Origin of the sequence: Phreatobacter stygius, assembly GCF_005144885.1 — a bacterium.
GTDB lineage: Bacteria > Pseudomonadota > Alphaproteobacteria > Rhizobiales > Phreatobacteraceae > Phreatobacter > Phreatobacter stygius.
In genome coordinates this window covers 992,290-1,013,143 of the sequence record NZ_CP039690.1, presented here as the reverse complement: position 1 = coordinate 1,013,143, position 20,854 = coordinate 992,290, and the positions used below count along the sequence as shown (strand labels likewise).

Below are 20,854 nucleotides of genomic sequence, written 5' to 3'. Positions count from 1 at the left end.
TTAGCGTGAGCCATGTCGTCATGGCCAAGCCGATCCATCCCCGACCTGACCGCCCCCGCCCTCCGACCGTCCCGTCTCCATCGGTTTCGACCGCAAGAAACGGATGGCGGGCCGCGTCGGGCGCCGCCTAGGCTGACTGTCATCGACGGGCTGCGGTCGCCGCCGCAACGCGCAGGCGGCGCCTGAAAGGCTCGGGCGAAACAGACGCCGCCCGAAAGCAACACGCGCGCTCGACGTGGGACAAGGATCAGGCCATGCATCAATTCCGCTGCATTCCGCTCGACACCGGCTTCGCCGAAAAAACCCGGAAATCGGCCATCGACGATTTCGGCTATCCGATCACCCGGCGTGTCGAGGCCGGCAAGACCTATCCGTGCCGGCATTGCCTGACGGAAGCCCCGGCCGACAACGGCATGCTGCTGCTGTCATATCAGGTTCCAAAACCCCGGAGCGTCTACGGCCACCCGACCGCAATTTTCATGTGCGGCACGGAATGCAGCCAGTTTACCGCCGAAAACACGATCCCCGACATCGTGCGCAATCGCCTGGTCGTGCTGCGCTCCTATGACGAGGACGGCATGGCGATCTACGACGCCAACGAACTGGTCGAAGGCAAGGAGTGCGACGGCACGCTGCAGATGCTGCTCGGCCGCAAGGATGTCGCACATGTCAATGTCCATACCGCCAGGGCCGGCTGCATGCTCTGCCGCATCGAGCGGGTCTGAGTGTCGAGGCCGTCCTGCGGCTTGGCGCCGCGGGCCGGGCGAGGGGGACCGAATGTCGATCTTGGCCGGAATGGCGGAGTGGGGCGACGAGTTCACGCGCCTGCGCCGGGATTTTCACATGCATCCGGAATTGGCCTTCGCGGAAAACCGGACCAGCGAGACGATCGCGCGGCTGCTCCAGGGCTGGGGCTACCGGGTGCACCGTGGACTGGGCGGCACGGGCGTCGTGGGCAGTCTGTCGCAGGGCACCGGCAGGCGCTCGCTCGGGATCCGGGCCGATTTCGACGCCCTGCCGATTCAGGAAGCAACCGGCGCGTCGCATGCGAGCCGTCATCCCGGCAAAATGCACGCCTGCGGCCATGACGGCCACAGCGCGATCCTGCTGGCCGCCGCGCGCTTCCTGGCCGAGACCAGAGGATTCGACGGCACGATCAACGTGATCTTCCAGCCCGCCGAAGAGATCGGCCGGGGCGCCGCGGCGATGATCGATCAAGGGCTGTTCGCACTTTTCGACTGCGATGCCGTGTTCGGCCTGCACAATATGCCGGGCATGAAGACGGGCGTGCTCGGTTTCAAGCCCGGTGTGTTCTGGGCTGCCATCGACAAGATCGACGTCCGCCTGCGCGGCTTCGGCGGTCATGCCGCGCTGCCGCATCTCAGCCGGGATCCCCTGGTCGCCGGAGCGGCGATGGTCACAGCCCTGCAAACCGTCATATCGCGCAATGTCGACCCGCTCGACAGCGCCGTCCTGACGGTCGGTGCGTTTCATTCGGGCGAGGCGGGAAACGTCATTCCCGATACGGCCGATCTGCGCCTGAATCTCAGGTCTTTCACGCCGGCCGTGCGCGCCGTCCTGGTCGACCGGGTCAGGGCCATCGTGTCGAACCACGCGCGGAGCTTCGGGATCGAGGCGGAGGTGACGGTCACGCCGGGCTGCCCCGCGCTCGTCAACGATCCGGACGAGACCGCCTTTGCCCGCAGGACCGCAGCAGAGCATTTCGGCAGCGACGGCGTCGCCGATCTCGAGCGGCCGATGTCGGTCAGCGACGATTTCGCCTTGTTCCTGGCCAACCGGCCGGGGGCCTATGTCGTGCTCGGCAATGGCGAACAGAGCTATCCGCTGCATCATCCAAGCTATGATTTCAACGACGACACGATCCTTCCGGCCGCAAGCTATTGGGTTAAGCTCGCACAGATCTATCTGGCCTGACGCCTTTTGGCGGGCGCGCGCGCTGCCTCACCGGCGCGATGCTTAGCGCCTGATGATCCCGGCGATCGCCCCCAGCGTCTCGTCGATCATCGATGCGGAGACGTCGAGGTGGGTGCAGGCGCGCAGGCGTCCGCCGAGCAGGCTGATCGCGATGCCCTGGGATCGCAGGGCTGCCTGAAGCGCCGCCGCGGTGGTTCCGGCCCGGGCGACGTCGAAGAACACCAGGTTGGTGTCGGGCTCCGCGACATCGACACCCGGCAGCCGCGCCAAGCCGGCAGCGAGCGCGCGCGCATGGACATGGTCGTCGGCCAGCCGCTCGACATTGTGGTCCAGGGCATAAAGACAGGCGGCGGCACAAATTCCGGCCTGCCGCATCGACCCGCCAAGCCGCTGCTTCCAGCGCCAGGCCCGGCCGATGAAATCGTGCGAGCCGGCCAGGACCGCGCCGAGCGGCGCGCCGAGCCCCTTGGTGAAGTCGAGCCAGACGCTGTCGAAGCCGGCGCACATGTCGGCCGGCCTGATGTTGGTCGCGACACAGGCGTTCATCAGACGGGCGCCGTCCATATGGGTGGCCCAGCCCTCGTTGCGCGCGATCGCCGTCAGTTCGTCGAGTGTCGATCGAGGCCAGATGGTGCCGCCGCCGATATTGGCGGTTTGCTCGATCTCGAGCAGGGTCTGGGGCGGAGCATAACGCGTGCGTGGCCGTATCGCGGCGCGCAGCGTAGCCGCGTCGAACAGGCCGCGCGGGCCGCGCAAGGCGTTGATCTGCACGCCGGCGATCGCCGCGTGGCTGCCGCCTTCGCTGGTGAGGATATGGGCGGTCTCATGGGCCAGCACCTCGTCGCCGCTGCGGCAATGCGTGTTGAGCGCCACGACATTGCACATGGTGCCCGACGGCAGGAAAATGGCGGCTTCCTTGCCGAGCAGCGCGGCCATGCGGTCGCAGAGCTGATGGACGGTGGGGTCGTCGCCATGCTGCTCGTCGCCGACCTCCGCCGCCATCATGGCCGTCTTCATGGCATTGGTCGGCCTGGTCTGCGTGTCCGAATAAAGATTGATGCGGACGGCGGGACTGCCGGATGCGGCACGAGCGGGCGCGTGGACCATGCTGTTGCTCTCGAGGTTGCTGATGGCGCGGAGGGGCCGAACGGCGGGACGTCTGCGGCGATTGTCGATTTGAGGGATGGCCTGGTCAACCATCCTGGTGAAGGCTCGAGCGCAACGCTGGCCGCCGCTCAGCGCAGGCAACCATGACCGGCGTTCGCCATGTGCGCCATCGCACAACACGATCCGGTCGTTTCCCTTACGTTGCTGGTCTCATCGCCTGATGTTAATCTTCACGATTGATGGTCATCGACCGGGAGTGCTCGCGAGATGCTACGCATCGTCAGCGTTCTTGCTCGGGTTGCGCTGCTCGCAGCCGTGATCGTCGGCGCGGCAAGCCCCGCTTTGGCAAACAAGCGCGTGGCGCTGGTCATCGGCAACGCCAATTATGCCAGTACGCCCATGCTGGCCAATCCCCGCAACGATGCCGAGGACATTGCCGCGCTCCTGCGTGAACTGGGCTTCGAGGTGCTGCTCGAACTGGACATCGACAAGCGCGGCATGGACATCGCATTCGCGCGTTTTGCCCGCGCCGCCCAGGATGCCGATGCCGCGCTGTTCTATTATGCCGGACACGGTATCCAGCGCGAAGGCCGCAACTTCCTGATGCCGGTCGATGCCAAGGTCGAGGACGATATCTCGATCCGTTTCGAGATGGTCGGGCTGGATGCGGCGCGCGACGCGCTGGCCGGCGTTTCCGGTCTCAAGATCATGGTGATCGATGCCTGCCGCAACAATCCCGTGGCGGAGCGGCTGCAAAGCCGCGCGGCCTCACGCGGCGCGATGTTCAACCTCGGCCTGGCCAACGAGCAGGTGCGCGGCACGGTGGTCGTCTACGCCACCCAGCCCAACAATGTCGCGGCCGATGGCGCCGGACGCAACAGCCCGTTCACGCTGGCCTTCATCGAGCAGGCCCGCGAGCCGGGCTTGCGTGTCGCCGACATGTTGACGCGGGTCGCCGATTCGGTGTCGCGCGCCACGTCCGGCCGGCAGGTGCCCGAGTTCACCGCATCCGGTGGCGGCCAGTTCGTGCTGAACGCGCGGGAAACCGATACGCAGATCTGGCAGCGCGTGCGTGAGGGCTCGCGCGATCAGATCGCGGCCTTTCTCACCGACCACCCCCGCAGCGTCCATGCCGATGACGCGCGGCTGCGCCTGGAGACCATGGACCGCCCGTCGGCCGACCCGGCGGAGCGTCGCGCCAGGGCCGAGGCCGATGCGGCGGCGCGCACCGCGCTGGCCGAACAGAATGCGCGGCTCGAGCAGTTGCAGCAGCAATTGGCGGCGATGCAGCAGGAAATGGAACGGCGTGCCCGGGAGGCCGGACAGGCCACCGAACGGGCCCGGGTGGCCGTCGGGCGGCGCGCGCGCGAGCGCGAACGGGCCGAGGAGGCGACCGCCCGGGCGCAGCAGGAACGGCTGCAGCGGACGCGCGACGCCGCGACGCGCGAGGCGGAAGCACGGCTCGCGCGGGAACGCCGGCTGGCCGAGCGGGCCGAGGCGCGCGAGGCCGATGCGCGGCGTGCCCGCGAGCGCGAGGCGGCGGCTCAGGCCACCATTCGTGAGCTCGAAGAGCGGTTGCAGCGCGAACGCGAGGCGGCGGCGCAGGTCGCCGCGCGCCAGGCGGAAGAGCGGTCGCGCCGGGAGCGCGAGGCCGCGGCCCAGGCGGCTGCGCGCCAGGCCGAAGAGCGGGCCCGTCGCGAACGCGAGGCCTCGGTCCAGGCCGCCATTCGCGAGGCCGAAGAACGATCGCGCCGCGAGCGCATGGCGGCGGCCGGCAGTAGCGGCGCAGGCCCGGCAGGGGCCCTTCCCGTGATAGCGCCGACCCAGACGGAAACCCGCCTGGCGCTGGTGCTCGGTGTCGGCAGCTATCGGTCCAATCCGCTGCCGAATGCCTTGAACAATGCCGGCCTGATGGCCCAGACCTTGCGCGACCTCGGCTTCTCCACCATCGAGGGCGCCGACCTGCCGCAGGCCGATCTCAGGGCGGCGATTGCCAATTTCATGGCGAAGGCGCGCCAGGCCGGACCGGATTCGATCCTGCTGGTCTATCTCGCCGGCCTCGGCCTTCAGCATGAGGGCGACAGCTATCTGATCCCGTCGGACGCGGCGATCGAGCGGGAATCCGATGTTCCGATCATGGGCCTTCGGCTGGTCGATCTGGCGCGTGCCCTCGGTTCGGTGCAGAGCCGGGCCAGACTGCTCTTGCTCGACCTGTCGGCCGATCATCCCTGGGCCGGCCTCGGCCTGCCGGTCCGTCGTGGCCTCGGCGTCTTCGACGCCGCGCCCGGCCTGCTCATCGCCTCTGCAGTCGCGCCCGGCGAGGTCATGGCGCCGTTCGAAGGGGCCTATGGACGTTTCGCATTGGCCCTTGCCGAACAGCTGCGCGCCCCCGGCCTGCCGCTCGACGAGGCCATCGCCCGCGCCCGGCTTCGGGTGCATCAGCAGTCGAATGGCCGCGACACGCCATGGGAAGCCTCGAGGCTTCCGCCGCCGGTGCGGTCGCTGACGCTGCCCGCCGACCCGATGCCGACCGGATCGACCCTGCCGCCGGCCGCCGCGCGCCGTATCGAGGGGCTGCCTGTCGCAGACGCCTATGCGCTGGCCGTCGAGCGCGACAGCATTGCCGGCTATCAGGAATTTCTGCGGGCTTACCCGACCGGCCCGTTCACGCGCCGGGTGCTGCGGCTGCTCGCCGCCAAGCGCGAGGCGATGGTCTGGCGCCAGACGTTGCGTGTCGGATCGCCGCAAAGCTATTGGACCTATCTGAAGATCTATCCGCGCGGCCCCCATGCCGAGGAGGCCCGCTGGGGACTTGGTCGCCTGCAGGCGCCGATCCGGCCGTCGCAAGACTTCGTCGAGGTGATCTACGAGGACATTCCGCCGCCGCTGTGGGGCGTGGAAATCGTCGACGATCCGGCCTTCTGGGTCCCGGCGCCTCCGGCCTTCTACGACAATGTCGTGCTGGCACCGGCCCATCTCGGACCGCCGCTGGCGCCGATCTGGGCCTTGCCGCCGCCGCCGGCCTATTCCTGGGGTGTGCTGCCCGTGGCGGCGGCGGCCGCCATCGTCAGCGCTCCCTTCATCCTGCCGCGCACCTTGCGCCGGCCCGACATGCCGGTTGTCCTGCGCCCGCCACCAGGCGGTCCACGCCCGATGCCGCGGCCGGGCCTACCCGGCGCCGGCGCCCCCGTGCTGGGCAGTGTCGGCGGCGCGGTACGGCCACTGCCCGGAGCCCCGGGCGGCGGCCGGCTGCCCCGGCCGGGAACCGATGGCCCGGTGATCCAGCGGCCGGTCGGCCCTGCCGTGCAACAGGACGGCCGACCGGCCGGCCGGCCCGGCATGCACCGTCCGGGACGTCGCCCCGGCCCGGTCGTGCTGCATTCGCGGCGTCCGGACTTCCAGCCCCGGCCGCAAATCCAGCGGCCCGGCTCCCGGCCGTCGCGACCGATCGTCGAGAGGCCGTCGCGGCCGGTCTTCGAGCGGCCGTCGCGGCCGGTTTTCGAGAGGCCGTCGCGGCCGGCCTTCGAGCGCCCGTCGCGGCCGTCGTTCCGGCCGATGGGGCCGTCGCGACCGTCATTCAGGATGTCCGGGCCATCCCGGCCGTTTTTCGGCGGGCGACGCTGAGCGTCACACTGAGCACGCCACAGGGATGAGGACAGAAAGCCGGCCGGCTAGTTTTGCCGACCGGTCGCTTCAGCCGCTCTTCGCCCCCTGGTTGGCGGCGACCAGGCCGCCGGTTTCCCCGGGGCGGCCCTTTTTTGGCGCGGGTCACGGATGGGCCTCCTGGACGGCGGCTGCCGGCGGGCCGGCCGGCGGCAGTGACAATGCCTCATCCTCGCGGGATGTCTCCTTGGCAAATCGCTTGCACTGAAACTGGCGCATCACCACGACGAAGAAGACCGGCACGAAGAACACCGCCAGCACCGTCGCCGAGACCATGCCGCCGAGCACGCCGGTGCCGATCGCCTGCTGGCTCTTCGATGCCGCGCCCGTGGCAATGGCCAGGGGAACCACGCCGAAGATGAAGGCGAGCGAGGTCATCACGATCGGCCGGAAGCGCAGCACCGCGGCCTCCACGGTCGCATCCATGATCGACCGGCCGGGTTTCCAGAGTTCCCTGGCGAACTCGACGATGAGGATCGCATTCTTGGCCGACAGGCCAATGATGGTGATCAGTCCGATCTTGAAATAGACGTCGTTGGGCATGCCGCGGATCGAGACCGCCGCGATCGCGCCGATCACCCCGAGCGGCACCACCAGCAGGACCGAGAACGGAATCGACCAGCTTTCGTAGAGCGCCGCCAGGCACATGAAGACGATCAGGATGGACAGGAACAGCAGCAGGGTCGCCTGCGAGCCGGCCTGTTTTTCCTGAAGCGACTGACCGGTCCAGGCAAAGCCGAAACCGCGCGGCAACTGCTGCATCAGCCGTTCCATCTCGGCGAGCGCGTCGCCGGTGGTGTAGCCGGGCGCCGGCTCGCCGGTGAGGCGAACCGACTGGTAGCCGTTGAAACCGATGATCTGGGCCGGACCGTTGCTCCATTGGATTTCGGCAACGGAAGACAAGGGCACCATCGTCCCCTGGGCGTTCCTCACGCTGTAGTTCAAGAGGTCGGCGGTGTTCAGCCGCTGCAGCGCTTCCGACTGCACGATGACCCGCTGCATCTTGCCGCGATTGGGAAAATCATTGGTGTAGACCGAGCCGAGATTGACCTGGATCGTATCTCTGATGTCCTCGAAGCCGACGCCAAGCGCCGCCGCCTTTTCGCGGTCGATCACCAGCTCCGCCTGGGGCGCCGGCGGCAAGCCCTCGACGAAGACCTTCTGCAGGACCGGGCTCTGGCGGGCGAGGCCGAGCAACTGCTCCTGCGCGGCCATCAGGGCTGCGTAACCGCGCTGGGCGCGGTCCTGCAGCCGCAGACTGAAGCCCGCGCTGTTGCCGAGATTGTCGATCGGCGGCGGTTCCAGGGCCTGGATGACCGCGTCCCGGTAGCTGGCGAGCGCGGCATTGGTGCCGGTCACCAGATTGGCTACCGAAGACGCGGCATTGCGCTGGCTCCACGGCTTGAGGGTGACGAAGGCCTGCGAGGTCATCTGGCCCTGGCCGGAAAACGAGAAGCCGTTCACGATGGTCACGGTGGCGACGCCGGGCTGGGCCAAAAGGTGCTCCTCGACCTTCTTCACCGCCTCCTGGGTCCGGTTGAACGAGGAACCGGGCGGGGTCTGAATGTCGACGGTGAAGAAGCCCTGGTCCTCGACCGGCAGGAAGCCTTCGGGCATGCGCGCGAAGATGACGCCGAGACCGATGAGCAGGGCGAGATAGATCGCCATCACCCGGCCGGACTTGGCGATGAAACCCGAAACACCGCGGCCGTAGCGGGCGGTTTCGCGCTCGACCAGCCGGTTGAACCAGCCGAAGAAACCGCCCTTGGCGTGGCCGTGGCCCTTGTCGACGGGTTTGAGCAGCGTCGCGCAAAGCGCCGGCGTCAGGGACAGGGCAAGGAAGGCCGAGAAGGTGATCGAGGTCACCATGGCGATCGAGAACTGGCGGTAGATGATGCCGACCGAGCCGGGGAAGAACGCCATCGGGACGAACACCGCGACCAGCACCAGGGTGATGCCGACAATGGCACCGGTGATCTGGCCCATGGCCTTGCGGGTCGCCTCCTTCGGCGACAGGCCCTCCTCGTTCATGATGCGCTCGACGTTCTCGACCACCACGATGGCGTCGTCGACGAGAATGCCGATCGCCAGAACCATGCCGAACATGGTCAGCACGTTGAGCGAGAAGCCTGCCAGCAGCATGACGGTGCAGGAGCCGAGCAGCGCAATCGGCACGACAATGGTCGGGATCAGCGTGTAGCGGATGTTCTGCAGAAACAGGAACATCACGAGAAAGACCAGCACCACCGCCTCGGCAAGCGTGGTCAGAACCTTGGCGATGGAGGCCTCGACCGCCGGTGTGATGTCGTAGGGGATGTCCCATTTCACATTGGTGGGAAAGAACTGCGAGAGCTCCTGCATCTTGGCGCGCACGTCGCGGGCGGTCTGCAGCGCATTGCCGTCGGGTGCCAGCGTCACCGCGATGCCGGCAGCCTGGCCGCCGTTGAGGCGGGTGGTGAACTTGTAGTCCTCGCCGCCGAGCTCGATGCGGGCGACATCACGCAGGCGGACGTTCGAGCCGTCGGAATTGGCGCGCAGCACGATGGCGCCGAACTGCTCGGGTTCGGTGAGCTGGCCTCGGACGATGATCGGGAAATTGACCGGATTGGACGACGGGCTCGGCTGCGCGCCGACGGCGCCCGAGGCGATCTGGACATTCTGGTTCTGGATCGCGCGCGAAACGTCGGAGACATTCAGGCCGAGGCCGCGCAGCTTGTCCGGGTCGATCCAGACCCGCAGGCTGCGTTCGGTCGAATAGAGCGTGGCGCGGCCAACCCCGGGGATGCGGCGGATTTCATTGATGACGTTGCGGATGAGAAAGTCGCCGAGCGCGACCTCGTCCATCGTGCCGTCGGTCGAGGCCAGGGTGATGATCTGCAGCGTGGCGGCCGAGGCCTCCTCGACCAGGATGCCCTGCTGGCGGACTTCGGCCGGCAGGCGCGCCTCGACGCGCTTCAGCCGGTTCTGCACCTCAACCGAGGCATAACCGGGGTCGGTGCCCGGCCTGAACGTCGCGGTGATCTCGACCACGCCGAACGAGTCGGTGGCCGATTCGAAACTCAAGATATTGGCCGCGCCGTTCAATTCGTCTTCGATCAGCCGGGTGGTGCCGGTGTAAAGGCTCTCGACCGATGCGCCCGGGAATGCGGTCGACAGCGCGATCGAGGGCGGCGCGATGATCGGATATTGGGCGACCGGCATCAGCGGGATCGCGATGATCCCGCCAAGGCAAATGAACAGGGCAATGACCCAGGCGAAAATTGGTCGATCGATGAAAAATGCAGCCATCAAACAGGCTCCGGAATCGAGAATAGGGACGCGCGTTCAGCGAACCAGCGTCGTGCCCAGGGTCGCGGCGCCCTGAATGCGCGACACGCTGGCCTCGACGGCGCGGGGTGCCTGATGCGTCGGCCGGACCTGCATGCCCACGGTGATCTTCTGGAAACCGTCGACCACGACACGCTCGCCCGGCCTCAAGCCGGCCTGGATCAGCCACGTCCCATCGACCACCGGACCAACCTCCACGGGCTGACGGGTGACCCTGTCGTCGGCCCCGATCACCCAGACCTCCGCCTTGCCGTCATCGGTGCGCTGGATCGCCTGCGGCGGCAGCGCAATGGCGTCGGCGTCGATGCCCTGGGTGGTGTGGGCACGCACATACATGCCGGGGAAAAGCTCGCCATTGGGGTTGGGGATCTGCACGCGCAGGGTCACCTGGCCGGTGCTCGGATCGGCTGTCACGTCGGAGAACAGCAGGCGGCCCGCGTGCGGATAGAGCTGGCCGCCGTCCAGGATCAGCTGGACATTGGCCGCGCCGTTCTCGAGCCGGGACAGTTCGCCATTGGCGAGATCGCGCCGCAGCCGGTTCAGCTCGCCGACCGACTGGGTGATGTCGACATAGACGGGATCGAGCTGCTGGATGGTGGCGAGCGGCGTGCCGCTGGCGGACGCCACCAGCGCGCCCTCGGTCAGCAAGGCCCGGCCGATATGGCCGGAGATCGGCGCGCGGACGTCGGTATAGTTGAGCTCGAGCCTCGCCCGGTCACGCGCGGCCTTGGCGCCGGCAACTTCGGCCTCGGCCTGTTTCTGGGCGGCGAAGGCGGCGTCATATTGCGCCTGGCTGGCGGTCTGGCGCGACAGCAATTCGCGCAGGCGCTGGGCCTGCTGGCCGGCCAGCACCAGGGTCGCCTCGGCGCGCGCCAAGGTGGCCTCGGCGCTGGCAAGCTCGACCTGAAACGGCGCGGGGTCGATCTTGTAGAGCAGGTCGCCTGCATTGACCCGGCTGCCCTGCTCGAAATTGCGCTCGACCAGCAGGCCGGCGACGCGCGACCTGACCTCGGCGATGCGCAGCGGCACGACGCGGCCAGGCAGTTCGCGAACCTGGCGGACAGGCTGCGACGCGACCGTCACGAAACCGACTTCCGGCGCGGCCGCGGCCGGCTGGCTTGCCGCCGGCCGCGGGTCGTTGCAGCCGGCCAGCATGAGGGCGAAGACCGAGATGCCGACGAGGGTCTTGATCTGTTTCGTCTTGAACTGTTTCAGGGAGAGCGGGCGATGGAGGTCGCGCATGGCTTGGCTCGCTTGTTTCGGGCAAGAAGGGACCGGGCGATGCACGGGATCCGTGATCGCTTTGGCGGCGCTGATGTGAATGATGCTGCTGTCCTGCGCGGCGGCCCGAGCCCATGGGCTTCGGGTCACGACGCTGCGCGGACTGGAGTCACGACGCTGCGCGGACTGGAGTCAGGCGTGCGCGGACGATCGCGGCAGAAGGTCCGGCGGACGTTCGTGCGGCGGCAGGGTTGCCGATCGCGCCGCCGGCGTCCCGGTCGTGCCGATACGCCGCTCGGGACCGCCGCCGCGGCTGAAGGTCCGCGGCATCAGAATGGAGCCCTGGCAATCCAGATCCGGCCAGTCCTCGTCGGCGGTCAGCTCGGCGAATTCGCCGATGCCGTGCCTGTCGCCGGACCGGTCGGTGCCGACTGATCCGGCCTGAAACACCAGGTCGGCCGCGGCGGCATGGCTTGGCCCGGTGTGGCCGGCCGAAAACATCCAGCCCGCCAGCACAAGCGCAATGAACAATGTCCAGTTGCCGGTCATGAGGCAGGCTTAGCGAGCGCTATGATGCGACGCAATACACGAGACTGTGCGGTGCAAACCGCCCGGGGTCAAAAGCCTGTGAGGGTCGTGTCCCGACTGGTGGTGTAACTGACGGGTGGTCATCGGCGGTTGCCGGTTAGGTTTGGGTTGCGACGACCAACCCCGAACCGAGAGATCCACCGATGACCGACGAGATGATGAACCTGCGCGGGCTGCTGGAGAAGAGCCCCGACGCCGATTTGCTGCGCGAGATGATCGGCTTTGCCGCCGGGCGGCTGATGGAGCTTGAGGTCAGCGGCCTTGCCGGCGCCGGCTTCGGCGAGAAGAGCCCGGACCGCCTGGCCCAGCGCAATGGCTATCGCGAGCGGGATTGGGAGACCCGCGCCGGCACGGTCGAGCTGCGCATCCCGAGGCTACGCAAAGGCTCCTACTTTCCGGGCTTTCTGGAGCCGCGCCGGCTGGCCGAGAAGGCGCTGACCGCGGTGATCCAGGAGGCTTACATCCAGGGCATCTCGACCCGCTCGGTCGATGACCTGGTCAAGGCGATGGGCATGAGCGGCATCTCGAAGAGCCAAGTCAGCCGGCTCTGCGAGGAAATCGACCAGCGCGTCCATGCGTTCCTCGACCGGCCGATCGAGGGCGACTGGCCCTATCTGTGGATCGACGCGACCTATGTGAAGGTCCGCCAGGCCGGCCGGATTGTCTCGGTGGCGGTGATCGTGGCGGTCGGTGTAAGCGGCGACGGTCGGCGCGAGGTGCTGGGCATGGATATCGGCCCCTCCGAGGCAGAGACGTTCTGGACGGCGTTCTTGCGCAAACTGGCCAGACGCGGCCTGCGCGGCGTAAAACTCGTCGTCTCCGACAGCCACGAAGGCATCAAGGCGGCGGTCTCCAAGGTGCTCACCGCGACCTGGCAGTGCTGCCGCGTGCACTTCATGAGGAATGCGCTCGCCCATGCCGGCCGCAGCGGGCGGCGCGTTGTCTCAGCCTTCATCGCCACCGCCTTCGCCCAGAACGATGCCGCCGCCGCCAGCCAGCAATGGCGCCGGGTCGCCGACCAGCTCAGGCCAACGGTGCCGAAACTGGCGGCTCTGATGGATACCGCCGAGACCGACGTGCTGGCCTATATGACCTTCCCGACGCAACATCGGGCGAAGCTCCACAGCACCAATCCGCTGGAGCGCGTCAACGGCGAGATCAAGCGCAGGACCGAGGTGGTCGGCATCTTCCCCAACGAGGCCGCCATCGCCCGGCTCGTCGGCGCGATCCTGCTCGAACAGAACGATGAATGGGCCGTCCAGCGGGCCCGCTACATGACCCTGGAAACCATGGCCGGCCTGAGCGATGATCCTAGTGTCGGCCTGCCAGCCGTGGCAGCCTGACCAGCCCGGCCTATGCCGGCGATCGTGGGGCCTTGCGCCAGCTACACCACGCTACGGGACATGACCCCTGTGAGGCGGCCAGGGGACGTCGATCCGGTGGCGGAGGCCCGCTTGGTGCGCGCTGAAGTCGGCCTGCCGCGGATATCCGGAACGACCATCGCGCGAGACGCTGCGCGGTCAAGCAGAAGTTCGCATGACGGGACCGGGTCGGCCGCCGCCACAACAAACGGCCGGGTCGCGGCGCAGCAAAACGAAATAGACCAAAAGAGCCGCTCGGGCGGTGAAACGATGAGCGAGCCAAAGATCTCGCCGGAGCTGCAGCCAATATCTGGGATGACGGAGAGACATGGCGCTAGAGACGAGCGAGCGGAGGGTTTCCGGTGCCTCCCGCCGGTGCCGGCAAGCGCCGCGATACAGACCCTCGCGGAGAGAGCGAGTAAGACCGCAATAAATGCGGCGGATTGCATCTGAAAAGCGCGGCGCGCACCCAATAGCAGGCGGTTCGTCGATGCCATCGGCGGCGATGAAATTGACCGCGAGGCAGTCGCCCCGGCGGCTTCATGCCGGAAGTCCTTCCGGGGTCGAACACGACCGTCGCGTCGTTTGCAATCGGTCGCGTGATTGCCCTTGCGTTCGGGCGTTGCCGGTGTCCACTATTGAACAGATGACCCGAAAAGAGGTCCTGACATCAGGGAGGTCCACCATGACCGTACAAGACACGACACAATCACGCCGGAAGTTCCTACGCGGTTCGGCCATCGTCGCCGCCGCCGCCGTTGCCGCGCCCACCGTCGCCAAGGCGCAAGGCCCGATCTCGATGCGCTGGCAGAGCACCTGGCCGTCGAAGGATATCTTCCACGAATTCGCCATCGACTTCGCCAAGAAGGTGAACGACATGACCGGCGGCGATCTCAAGATCGAAGTGCTGCCGGCCGGTGCCGTCGTCCCGGCCTTCGGCCTGCTCGACGCCATCTCGCGCGGCACGCTCGATGGCGGCCATGGCGTGGTCGTCTATCACTACGGCAAGCAGACCGCGCTGGCGCTCTGGGGTTCGGGCCCCGGCTATGCGATGGACGCCAACATGCTGCTCGCCTGGCACAAATATGGCGGCGGCAAGCAACTGCTCGCCAAGCTCTACGCTTCCATCGGCGCCAATGTCGTGTCGTTCCCTTATGGGCCGATGCCGACCCAGCCGCTCGGCTGGTTCAAGAAGCCGATCACCAGCGTCGACGATCTCAAGGGCCTGAAGTTCCGCACCGTCGGCATATCGATCGACGTCTTCTCCGCCATGGGTGCGGCGGTGAATGCGCTGCCGGGCGGTGAGATCGTCGCGGCGATGGATCGCGGCCTGCTCGACGCGGCCGAATTCAACAACGCGTCGTCGGACCGTGTGCTCGGTTTCGCCGACGTCTCGAAGGTCTGCATGCTGCAGAGCTACCACCAGAATGCCGAGCAGTTCGAGATCTCGTTCAACAAGACCAAGTTCGACGCGCTGCCGGACCGGATCAAATCGATCATCGAAAACGCGGTCGAGGCTGCCTCCTCCGACATGTCGTGGAAGGCGATCGATCGTTATTCGCAGGACTATATCGAGTTGCAGACCAAGGACCGCGTCCGGTTCTTCAAGACCCCGGACGCGATCCTGCGCCGCCAGTTGCAGGTCTATGACGAAGTGGTCGCCAAGAAGTCGGCGGAAAATCCGCTGTTCAAGGAGATCATCGAATCGCAGATCGCCTTCGCCCGCCGCACCACCCAGTGGGAGCAGGACACCGTGGTCAGCCGCCGCATGGCCTATGACCACTATTTCGGCGCCAGCGGCGTCGCAAGGCAGCGCTGACGCGACATCGCCGGCCCGCTTGCTCCTCGCGGGCGAATGGTGCCGGCCTTGGCTTGCTGTTGCCTTGCCCTTGCCGAGGCGCGCGGCGGCCCGCGCGCCCCAACTCCGGTATGCCATGACGGTTCAACAATTCCTGCATACGATCGACGGCATTAGTACCTGGGTGGGCAAGGCCGCGGCCTGGCTCGTCGTCGCCTTGATGTTGCTGGTCTGCGGCGAAGTGTTCAAGCGCTACGTCCTGAACGCGCCGACCGCCTGGATCTTCGACGCGAGCAACATGCTCTACGGCTCGGCCTTCATGCTGTGCGGGGCCTATGCACTGGCCCAGAACGCCCATGTGCGGGGCGACTTCCTGTACAGCTCGATGCGGCCGCGCATCCAGGCTTCGCTCGATCTCGTGCTCTACCTGGTGTTCTTCGTCCCCGGCATCTTGGCGCTGATCTATGCCGGCTATTATTACGCCGCCGATTCCTGGCGCATTGGCGAGCACTCGAGCATCACCGCCGACGGGCCGCCGATCTATCCGTTCAAGACGGTCATCCCGATCGCCGGTGCGCTGGTCATGCTGCAGGGCCTCGCGGAGATTTTGCGCTGCATCGTCTGCCTGAAGACCGGCGAATGGCCGAGCCGGCTGAAGGACGTGCACGAGATCGATGTCGTCGAGCAGCAGCTCGCCCAGAGTGAGCACGTCGACGAGGAAACGCGCAAGCAGGCCATCGAGCAGGCCAAGGACATCGACGAGGCGGCGCGCCAGCGTGGCCTCGGTGGAGACATCCGCCCATGAGCGATCCAGCCCTCGGCCTCCTGATGTTGGGGCTCATCGTTGTCGTCATCATATTGGGCTTTCCCACCGCATTCACGCTGATGGGGCTCGGTATTTTCTTCGGTTTCATCGCCTATTTCAAATCCGGCCAGGCCTGGAACGACAACCTCGTTTTCGACCTGATGGTGCAACGCACCTACGGCTCGATGACCAATGACGTGCTCTTGTCCATCCCGCTCTTCGTGCTGATGGGCTATGTGATGGAGCGCGGCGCGCTGGTCGACAAGATGTTCTATTCGATCCAGCTGGCGTTCCGGAAAGTGCCGGCGTCGCTGGCCGTCGCGACATTGATCGTCTGCACCTTCTGGGGCATCGCGAGCGGGCTGGTCGGCGCCGTGGTCGTGCTGATGGGGGTGATCGCCTTCAACCCGATGCTGCGCGCGGGTTATGACGTCAGGCTCGCCGCCGGCGTCATCACCGCGGGCGGCACGCTCGGCATCCTCATCCCGCCCTCGGTGATGATCATCGTCTATGCAGCGGTCGCCGGGCAGTCGATCGTCAAGCTCTATGCGGCGGCGATGTTCCCGGGGTTCTTCCTGGCCCTGCTTTATCTCGTCTACATTGTCGGTTCGGCGCTGATCAATCCGAAGCTCGCGCCGCCGCTGCCGCCCGAGCAGACCAAGGTGCCGATCCCCGACTGGCTGGGGCGCTTCCAGGCGGCCTATTCGGCGAATATTCCAGCCGGCCTGATCAAGGCGCTGATCTCGCCCGCCAAGGCCCGCGCCATCGAATTCGAAGGCCGGCCGATGGGCTACAAGGCGCTGCTGCAGAATCTCGGTTTTGCGTTGGTGCCCTTCGTGCTGACCGCCGGCACCTATGGCCTGATCTGGTGGTACGTGGTCATCCATCTGCCGGCTGGCGCGGTCGAGGCCGGCCCCGCCGGGCTCGAGCAATTGGGTTCGGTGAGCATCGCGAGCGAACCGACCACCGCGGCCGAGAAGGGACCGGCGCGCGCCTTCTACCTGTGGTTTGCCGGCCTGGCGTCGACCTCGGCGCTGATGCTCGCGCGCTATTACTGGCGCATGACGGCGGACCGGTTCGAGCTGGTGAAACTGCTCACCACGTCGATCCTGCCGCTCGGCATCCTCACCGCCGTCGTGCTGGTGGTGATCCTGTTCGGCATCACCACGGCCACCGAGTCGGCCGCTGTCGGTGCCGCCGGCGCGTTTCTCCTGGCGCTGCATGCCGGCACGCTCAACTGGGCGCGCACCAAGGAAGCGGTGTTTCTCACCGCCAAGACCACCTCGATGGTGTGCTGGCTGTTCGTCGGCTCGGCGCTGTTCTCGGGCGTCTTCGCCATTCTCGGCGGCCAGGCGCTGCTGGAGCAATGGGTGCTGTCGCTCAACCTGACGCCCATGCAGTTCATGATCCTGTCGCAGGCGATCATCTTCGTGCTCGGCTGGCCGCTGGAATGGACCGAGATCATCATCATCTTCGTGCCGATCTTCCTGCCGATGCTCAAACATTTCGGCATCGACCCGGTGCTCTGGGGCGTCCTGGTGTTCGTCAACCTGCAGGCAGCCTTCCTGTCGCCACCGGTGGCGATGTCGGCCTTCTATCTGAAGGGGGTCGCGCCGAAACACGTCACGATCAATCAGATCTTCGCCGGCATGATGCCCTACATGCTCATCGTCATCCTCTGTATGGTGATCATGTACGTCTGGCCGGGCCTGACCGTCTGGCTGCCCAATTTCCTCTATGGCGGGACCTGAGCGCATAGCCATGACGCATGACGATTTGACCCGGCTGACCGCCACCGCGGCGGCCGACCTGATACGGCGCGGCGAGACTACCTCCGAGGTGCTGGTCGGGGCCTGTCTCGACCGCATCGCGGCACGCCAGGACGCGATCCACGCTTTCGTCCACATCGATCCGGACCATGCGCTGCGCGCGGCAAGCGAGGCCGACGAGGCGCGGCGCGAGGGCAAGGGCGCCGGTCCGCTCCATGGCGTGCCGGTCGCCATCAAGGATGTCATCGACACCTCGGACTATCCGACCGAACATGGGTCGCCGGCCTTTGTCGGCCACCGGCCGGCAGCGGACGCGGCCTGCGTCGCGGCGCTGCGTGCCGCCGGCGCCATCATCATCGGCAAGACGGTGACCACCGAGCTTGCCGCCCGGCGGCCGGGCCCGACACGCAATCCGCACAACCCTGCCCATACGCCAGGCGGCTCGTCTTCCGGTTCGGCGGCGGCGGTTGCCGACGCCATGGTGCCGCTGGCGCTCGGCACCCAGACCGCCGGTTCGGTGATCCGCCCGGCCTCGTTCTGCGGGGTCTATGGCTTCAAGCCGACTTTCGGCCTGGTGCCACGCCCCGGCGTGCTCACCCAGGCGCATTCGCTCGACACGGTCGGTGTCATGGCTCGCTCGATCGAGGACCTGGCGCTCGCCGGCGACGTGCTGCAAGGCTACGACCCGCGCGATGCGTCGAGCCTGGCGTCGAGCCGCTCCGGGCTCGTCCAGCTGGCGACCATGGACTGGCCGATCCCACCGATCTTCGCTTTCGTCAGGTCGCCGGCCTGGGGGGCTGCGGATGCACGCATGCGCGACGCCTTCGGCGAGCTCGCCGAGGCGCTCGGCCACCAGGTGATCGAGGTCGATATCGACAGATCGATCGAGAGGGGTGTCGCCGCTGCCCGGACCATCCAGATGGTCGAGCTGGCGCATCATTTCGGCCCACTGTTCGACCGCACGCCCGAGCTGGTCTCGCCTCAGCTGATCGAGATGATCGAGGAGGGCCGTGCCGCCCGCGCCGTCGACTATGCGGCGGCGCTCGGCGACCGGGAAGCGCTCTACCGCACGGTCGAGGAGCTGTTCTACAGCCACGGCACGATCCTGACGCCGGCCGCGCCGGGGCCGGCGCCGTCAGGCATCGACCATACCGGCGATCCCGTGTTCAACGCCTTCTGGACCTATCTCGGCGTGCCTGCGGTGACGCTGCCGCTGCTCGAGGCCGACGGCCTGCCGATCGGCGTGCAGCTGGTCGGCGCACGGCGCGACGACGGGCGGCTCTTGAGGACCGCCCGCCTGCTGGTCGAGCAACTGGCAAGCGAAGCCTGATCGCGCGGCTTTAGAAGAACTCGTCGAGCAGGCGGTAATAGGCGAGCCGCGCAGGATCGGGCTCCGGCAGTCCGTAATGCCCGAAGAACGGTGCCACCCAGGCCGCGCCGAGATTGTAGGTGATGCTCCAGGAGGCCAAAGCGAGGTCCTGATAGCGGTCGGCGAGCCCCAGGCGGCCACAGTCGATGAAGCCGGCAAAACCGGTTTCACCGGCGATGAGATTGGGCAGGCAGGCGTCGCCATGGGTGACGACGAGCATCTCTGAAGGCGGCCGGTCCGCGATCAACTGCCGATAGAGGTCGGGCAGGGGCCGGCCGAGCCGTTCGTCGTCGAAATCGGTCTCGTCGACCAGCCCCGCGGCCATGCGCGCCCGGGCCGCGGCGAGGCGGTGGTCGAGCCGATGGTCGAACACGTGTCGCCGTAATCGAAAAAGGGCAATGGGTACGTGTCCCGTAGTCCGAGGCGGGAAGAGCTGGGCGCGGGAAGCTGGCCGGCGGTGGGGCTTGGGGTGGATTGTTCGGGCCTGAAATGTTCGAAGGGGGTGATCCGCTCTCTGAGCAACACCTGGCAAGCAGAAATAGCAATCGCCACAACATGCGAGACAGGCTGTCGCGTCCTGATGCCAGTGTCATGCGAAGACATTACGTAATAACGCCACTGGACTATTCAAGTTTCTTGAAGTTGTTAGTAGTATTATAATACCTCTAGCAAGATTATCCTGTTTCTCCCTCGAAGCCGCCATTGACAGCCAAACTGGTCCCGTGGCTGAGTGTCGTGGTTAACAGTCTGCAAGGATACGTTGTGCCGGCAAGTGATAAGAAGCGTGCGCAAGGCCGGCGAAAAAGTGCCCCCACAGATCGTAACGGCAAGCCAGGCATCAATGCCGAGGCGCCGAATCCTCCAAGGAGTGCGCCCGGCTACACGCCGGAGCAGATCGCTCAGCTCGACGCCGAGGCGCAGGAGCGTGGCGCGCAGAAGTCGGTGGCCGCGATCCTCGGTGAAATCGTCTGGCTGATGACCCAATCGCCGAAGCACAAGCACTACCAGCTGGCTGACCTGGAGTGGCTGGTCATGCCGCCTGTGCTGTTGCGTCAGTTCAAGCTCTATTACGATCCGCACAGTACGCCCGTGGCGGTCGATCTCATCGCGAAGGTGGACGAGGCGACGGCCGCACGGCTTGATGCTGGGGTGCCGACGATGAGGCCGCAGGATTGGGCCAGTGGCCTAAAGGAAAGGCTGGTCGAGCGTATTTCGCTGCAGTCCCCTGAGGGAGGCCAGTCGCCTAAGCAATTGCACGTCATGAAGAAGATTTAAAATGATAGAGATGCAAAATAATATAACTCATACCAAATTGAATTTGAGTAATTTCGTTTCTTTCTCTCATTGCAGGCATTCATTTTCGTCGGTTAAATTTGCAAAATTTTTGCGGATTTCTGTCGTTTTTTGCATATCAAGTGCTTGTATTGCTTGCGGGTGCGACGAAAAATCTATTGGTGCAAATTTTGACCGAGATCTTTCTTTGTATCAGCGGGAGATGCTCACCAAGACATGGCAACCGGTAGATTTCAAGCAAATTGGTGTGTGTGATTCTGGTTTCCTAGGATACACGACCCAGATTGCCATAATCTATGATCCGAATAGATATTTTACTAGATTCAATTCCAATCAGATTTCAATAAATGACATTCCGCAAAATATTAGAGGCTTTGGGCCGTTTCAGAGCTGTCGGTACAAGTTAGTGAAATCGGACTACGGCAGTAGTATTCACATGATTCGCGTCGATTGCTAGCCGAATCGGAAGAACCAGATGGCCCAGCAGTTCTTTAATGTGCAGGACAACTCCGGTCGTTTTATTGCCGCAAAGACATTGGTCGACATAAATGGAGTCGATATAATAAATCCAAGAACGGGAAGTGCTTACGTTGTTCCAGCGAACTATGACCTCAATGC

General features: G+C 65.9%; 13 protein-coding genes and 1 pseudogene. 9 read left to right on the top strand and 5 right to left on the bottom strand.

What is annotated here, in order from left to right; all coding sequences use genetic code 11:
* Window positions 1-254 precede the first annotated feature (254 nt).
* Together E8M01_RS04690 and E8M01_RS04685 are read left to right on the top strand one after the other, a co-directional pair.
* Window positions 255-725 carry a DUF1203 domain-containing protein gene (locus tag E8M01_RS04690; protein WP_136959055.1) on the top strand — a complete coding sequence of 157 codons (471 nt, stop codon included), beginning with the start codon at window positions 255-257 and terminating at the stop codon, window positions 723-725.
* 52 nt (window positions 726-777) lie between these two features.
* Window positions 778-1,935, top strand: a complete 1,158-nt coding sequence (locus E8M01_RS04685) for a M20 aminoacylase family protein (protein WP_136959054.1) — start codon at window positions 778-780, stop codon at window positions 1,933-1,935.
* A 42-nt stretch (window positions 1,936-1,977) separates the two neighbouring features.
* Here the strand turns inward: E8M01_RS04685 and E8M01_RS04680 are convergent, their stop codons facing one another.
* Window positions 1,978-3,042: a threonine aldolase family protein gene (locus E8M01_RS04680; protein WP_136959053.1), complete on the bottom strand. Its 1,065-nt coding sequence runs from the start codon at window positions 3,040-3,042 to the stop codon at window positions 1,978-1,980.
* A gap of 267 nt (window positions 3,043-3,309) precedes the next feature.
* Here E8M01_RS04680 and E8M01_RS04675 point away from each other — a divergent pair, with 267 nt between their 5' ends.
* On the top strand, window positions 3,310-6,666 hold the full coding sequence (locus E8M01_RS04675; protein WP_136959052.1) for a caspase family protein: 3,357 nt from the start codon (window positions 3,310-3,312) through the stop codon (window positions 6,664-6,666).
* A gap of 144 nt (window positions 6,667-6,810) precedes the next feature.
* On the opposite strand, the gene E8M01_RS04670 is transcribed toward E8M01_RS04675, so the two are convergent.
* The 3 genes from E8M01_RS04670 to E8M01_RS04660 all read right to left on the bottom strand — a co-directional run bounded on the left by E8M01_RS04670 (window position 6,811) and on the right by E8M01_RS04660 (window position 11,802).
* Window positions 6,811-9,993 (bottom strand): multidrug efflux RND transporter permease subunit, encoded by a 3,183-nt coding sequence (locus E8M01_RS04670; protein ID WP_136959051.1) that lies wholly within the window; start codon window positions 9,991-9,993, stop codon window positions 6,811-6,813.
* A 36-nt stretch (window positions 9,994-10,029) separates the two neighbouring features.
* The gene (locus tag E8M01_RS04665; protein ID WP_136964449.1) at window positions 10,030-11,187 is read right to left on the bottom strand and encodes an efflux RND transporter periplasmic adaptor subunit; all 1,158 of its coding nucleotides are present in this window, start codon (window positions 11,185-11,187) and stop codon (window positions 10,030-10,032) included.
* Between the two features lie 258 nt (window positions 11,188-11,445).
* Window positions 11,446-11,802 (bottom strand): hypothetical protein, encoded by a 357-nt coding sequence (locus tag E8M01_RS04660; RefSeq protein WP_136959050.1) that lies wholly within the window; start codon window positions 11,800-11,802, stop codon window positions 11,446-11,448.
* A 182-nt stretch (window positions 11,803-11,984) separates the two neighbouring features.
* Here E8M01_RS04660 and E8M01_RS04655 point away from each other — a divergent pair, with 182 nt between their 5' ends.
* From E8M01_RS04655 to E8M01_RS04635, 5 genes are all read left to right on the top strand, one after another.
* Window positions 11,985-13,184 carry an IS256 family transposase gene (locus E8M01_RS04655; RefSeq protein WP_136959049.1) on the top strand — a complete coding sequence of 400 codons (1,200 nt, stop codon included), beginning with the start codon at window positions 11,985-11,987 and terminating at the stop codon, window positions 13,182-13,184.
* Window positions 13,185-13,887: 703 nt separating this feature from the next.
* Window positions 13,888-15,021 (top strand): TRAP transporter substrate-binding protein, encoded by a 1,134-nt coding sequence (locus E8M01_RS04650; RefSeq protein ID WP_136959048.1) that lies wholly within the window; start codon window positions 13,888-13,890, stop codon window positions 15,019-15,021.
* A gap of 115 nt (window positions 15,022-15,136) precedes the next feature.
* Entirely contained in the window at window positions 15,137-15,805 is a 669-nt protein-coding gene (locus E8M01_RS04645; protein ID WP_136959047.1) for a TRAP transporter small permease subunit, read from the top strand.
* Window positions 15,802-17,556 (top strand): TRAP transporter large permease, encoded by a 1,755-nt coding sequence (locus tag E8M01_RS04640; protein ID WP_136959046.1) that lies wholly within the window; start codon window positions 15,802-15,804, stop codon window positions 17,554-17,556. The genes E8M01_RS04645 and E8M01_RS04640 overlap by 4 nt, the downstream gene beginning before the upstream one ends.
* Before the next feature lie 10 nt (window positions 17,557-17,566).
* Window positions 17,567-18,904 (top strand): amidase, encoded by a 1,338-nt coding sequence (locus E8M01_RS04635; RefSeq protein WP_136959045.1) that lies wholly within the window; start codon window positions 17,567-17,569, stop codon window positions 18,902-18,904.
* A 10-nt stretch (window positions 18,905-18,914) separates the two neighbouring features.
* Here E8M01_RS04635 and E8M01_RS04630 read toward each other — a convergent pair.
* A pseudogene (locus tag E8M01_RS04630) lies at window positions 18,915-19,313 on the bottom strand (phosphotransferase); the annotation flags it as partial.
* Window positions 19,314-19,645: 332 nt separating this feature from the next.
* Between E8M01_RS04630 and E8M01_RS04625 the strand changes: the two are divergent.
* Complete coding sequence (locus E8M01_RS04625) at window positions 19,646-20,218, top strand: toxin-activating lysine-acyltransferase (protein ID WP_136959043.1); 573 nt, start codon at window positions 19,646-19,648, stop codon at window positions 20,216-20,218.
* Window positions 20,219-20,854 lie beyond the last annotated feature (636 nt).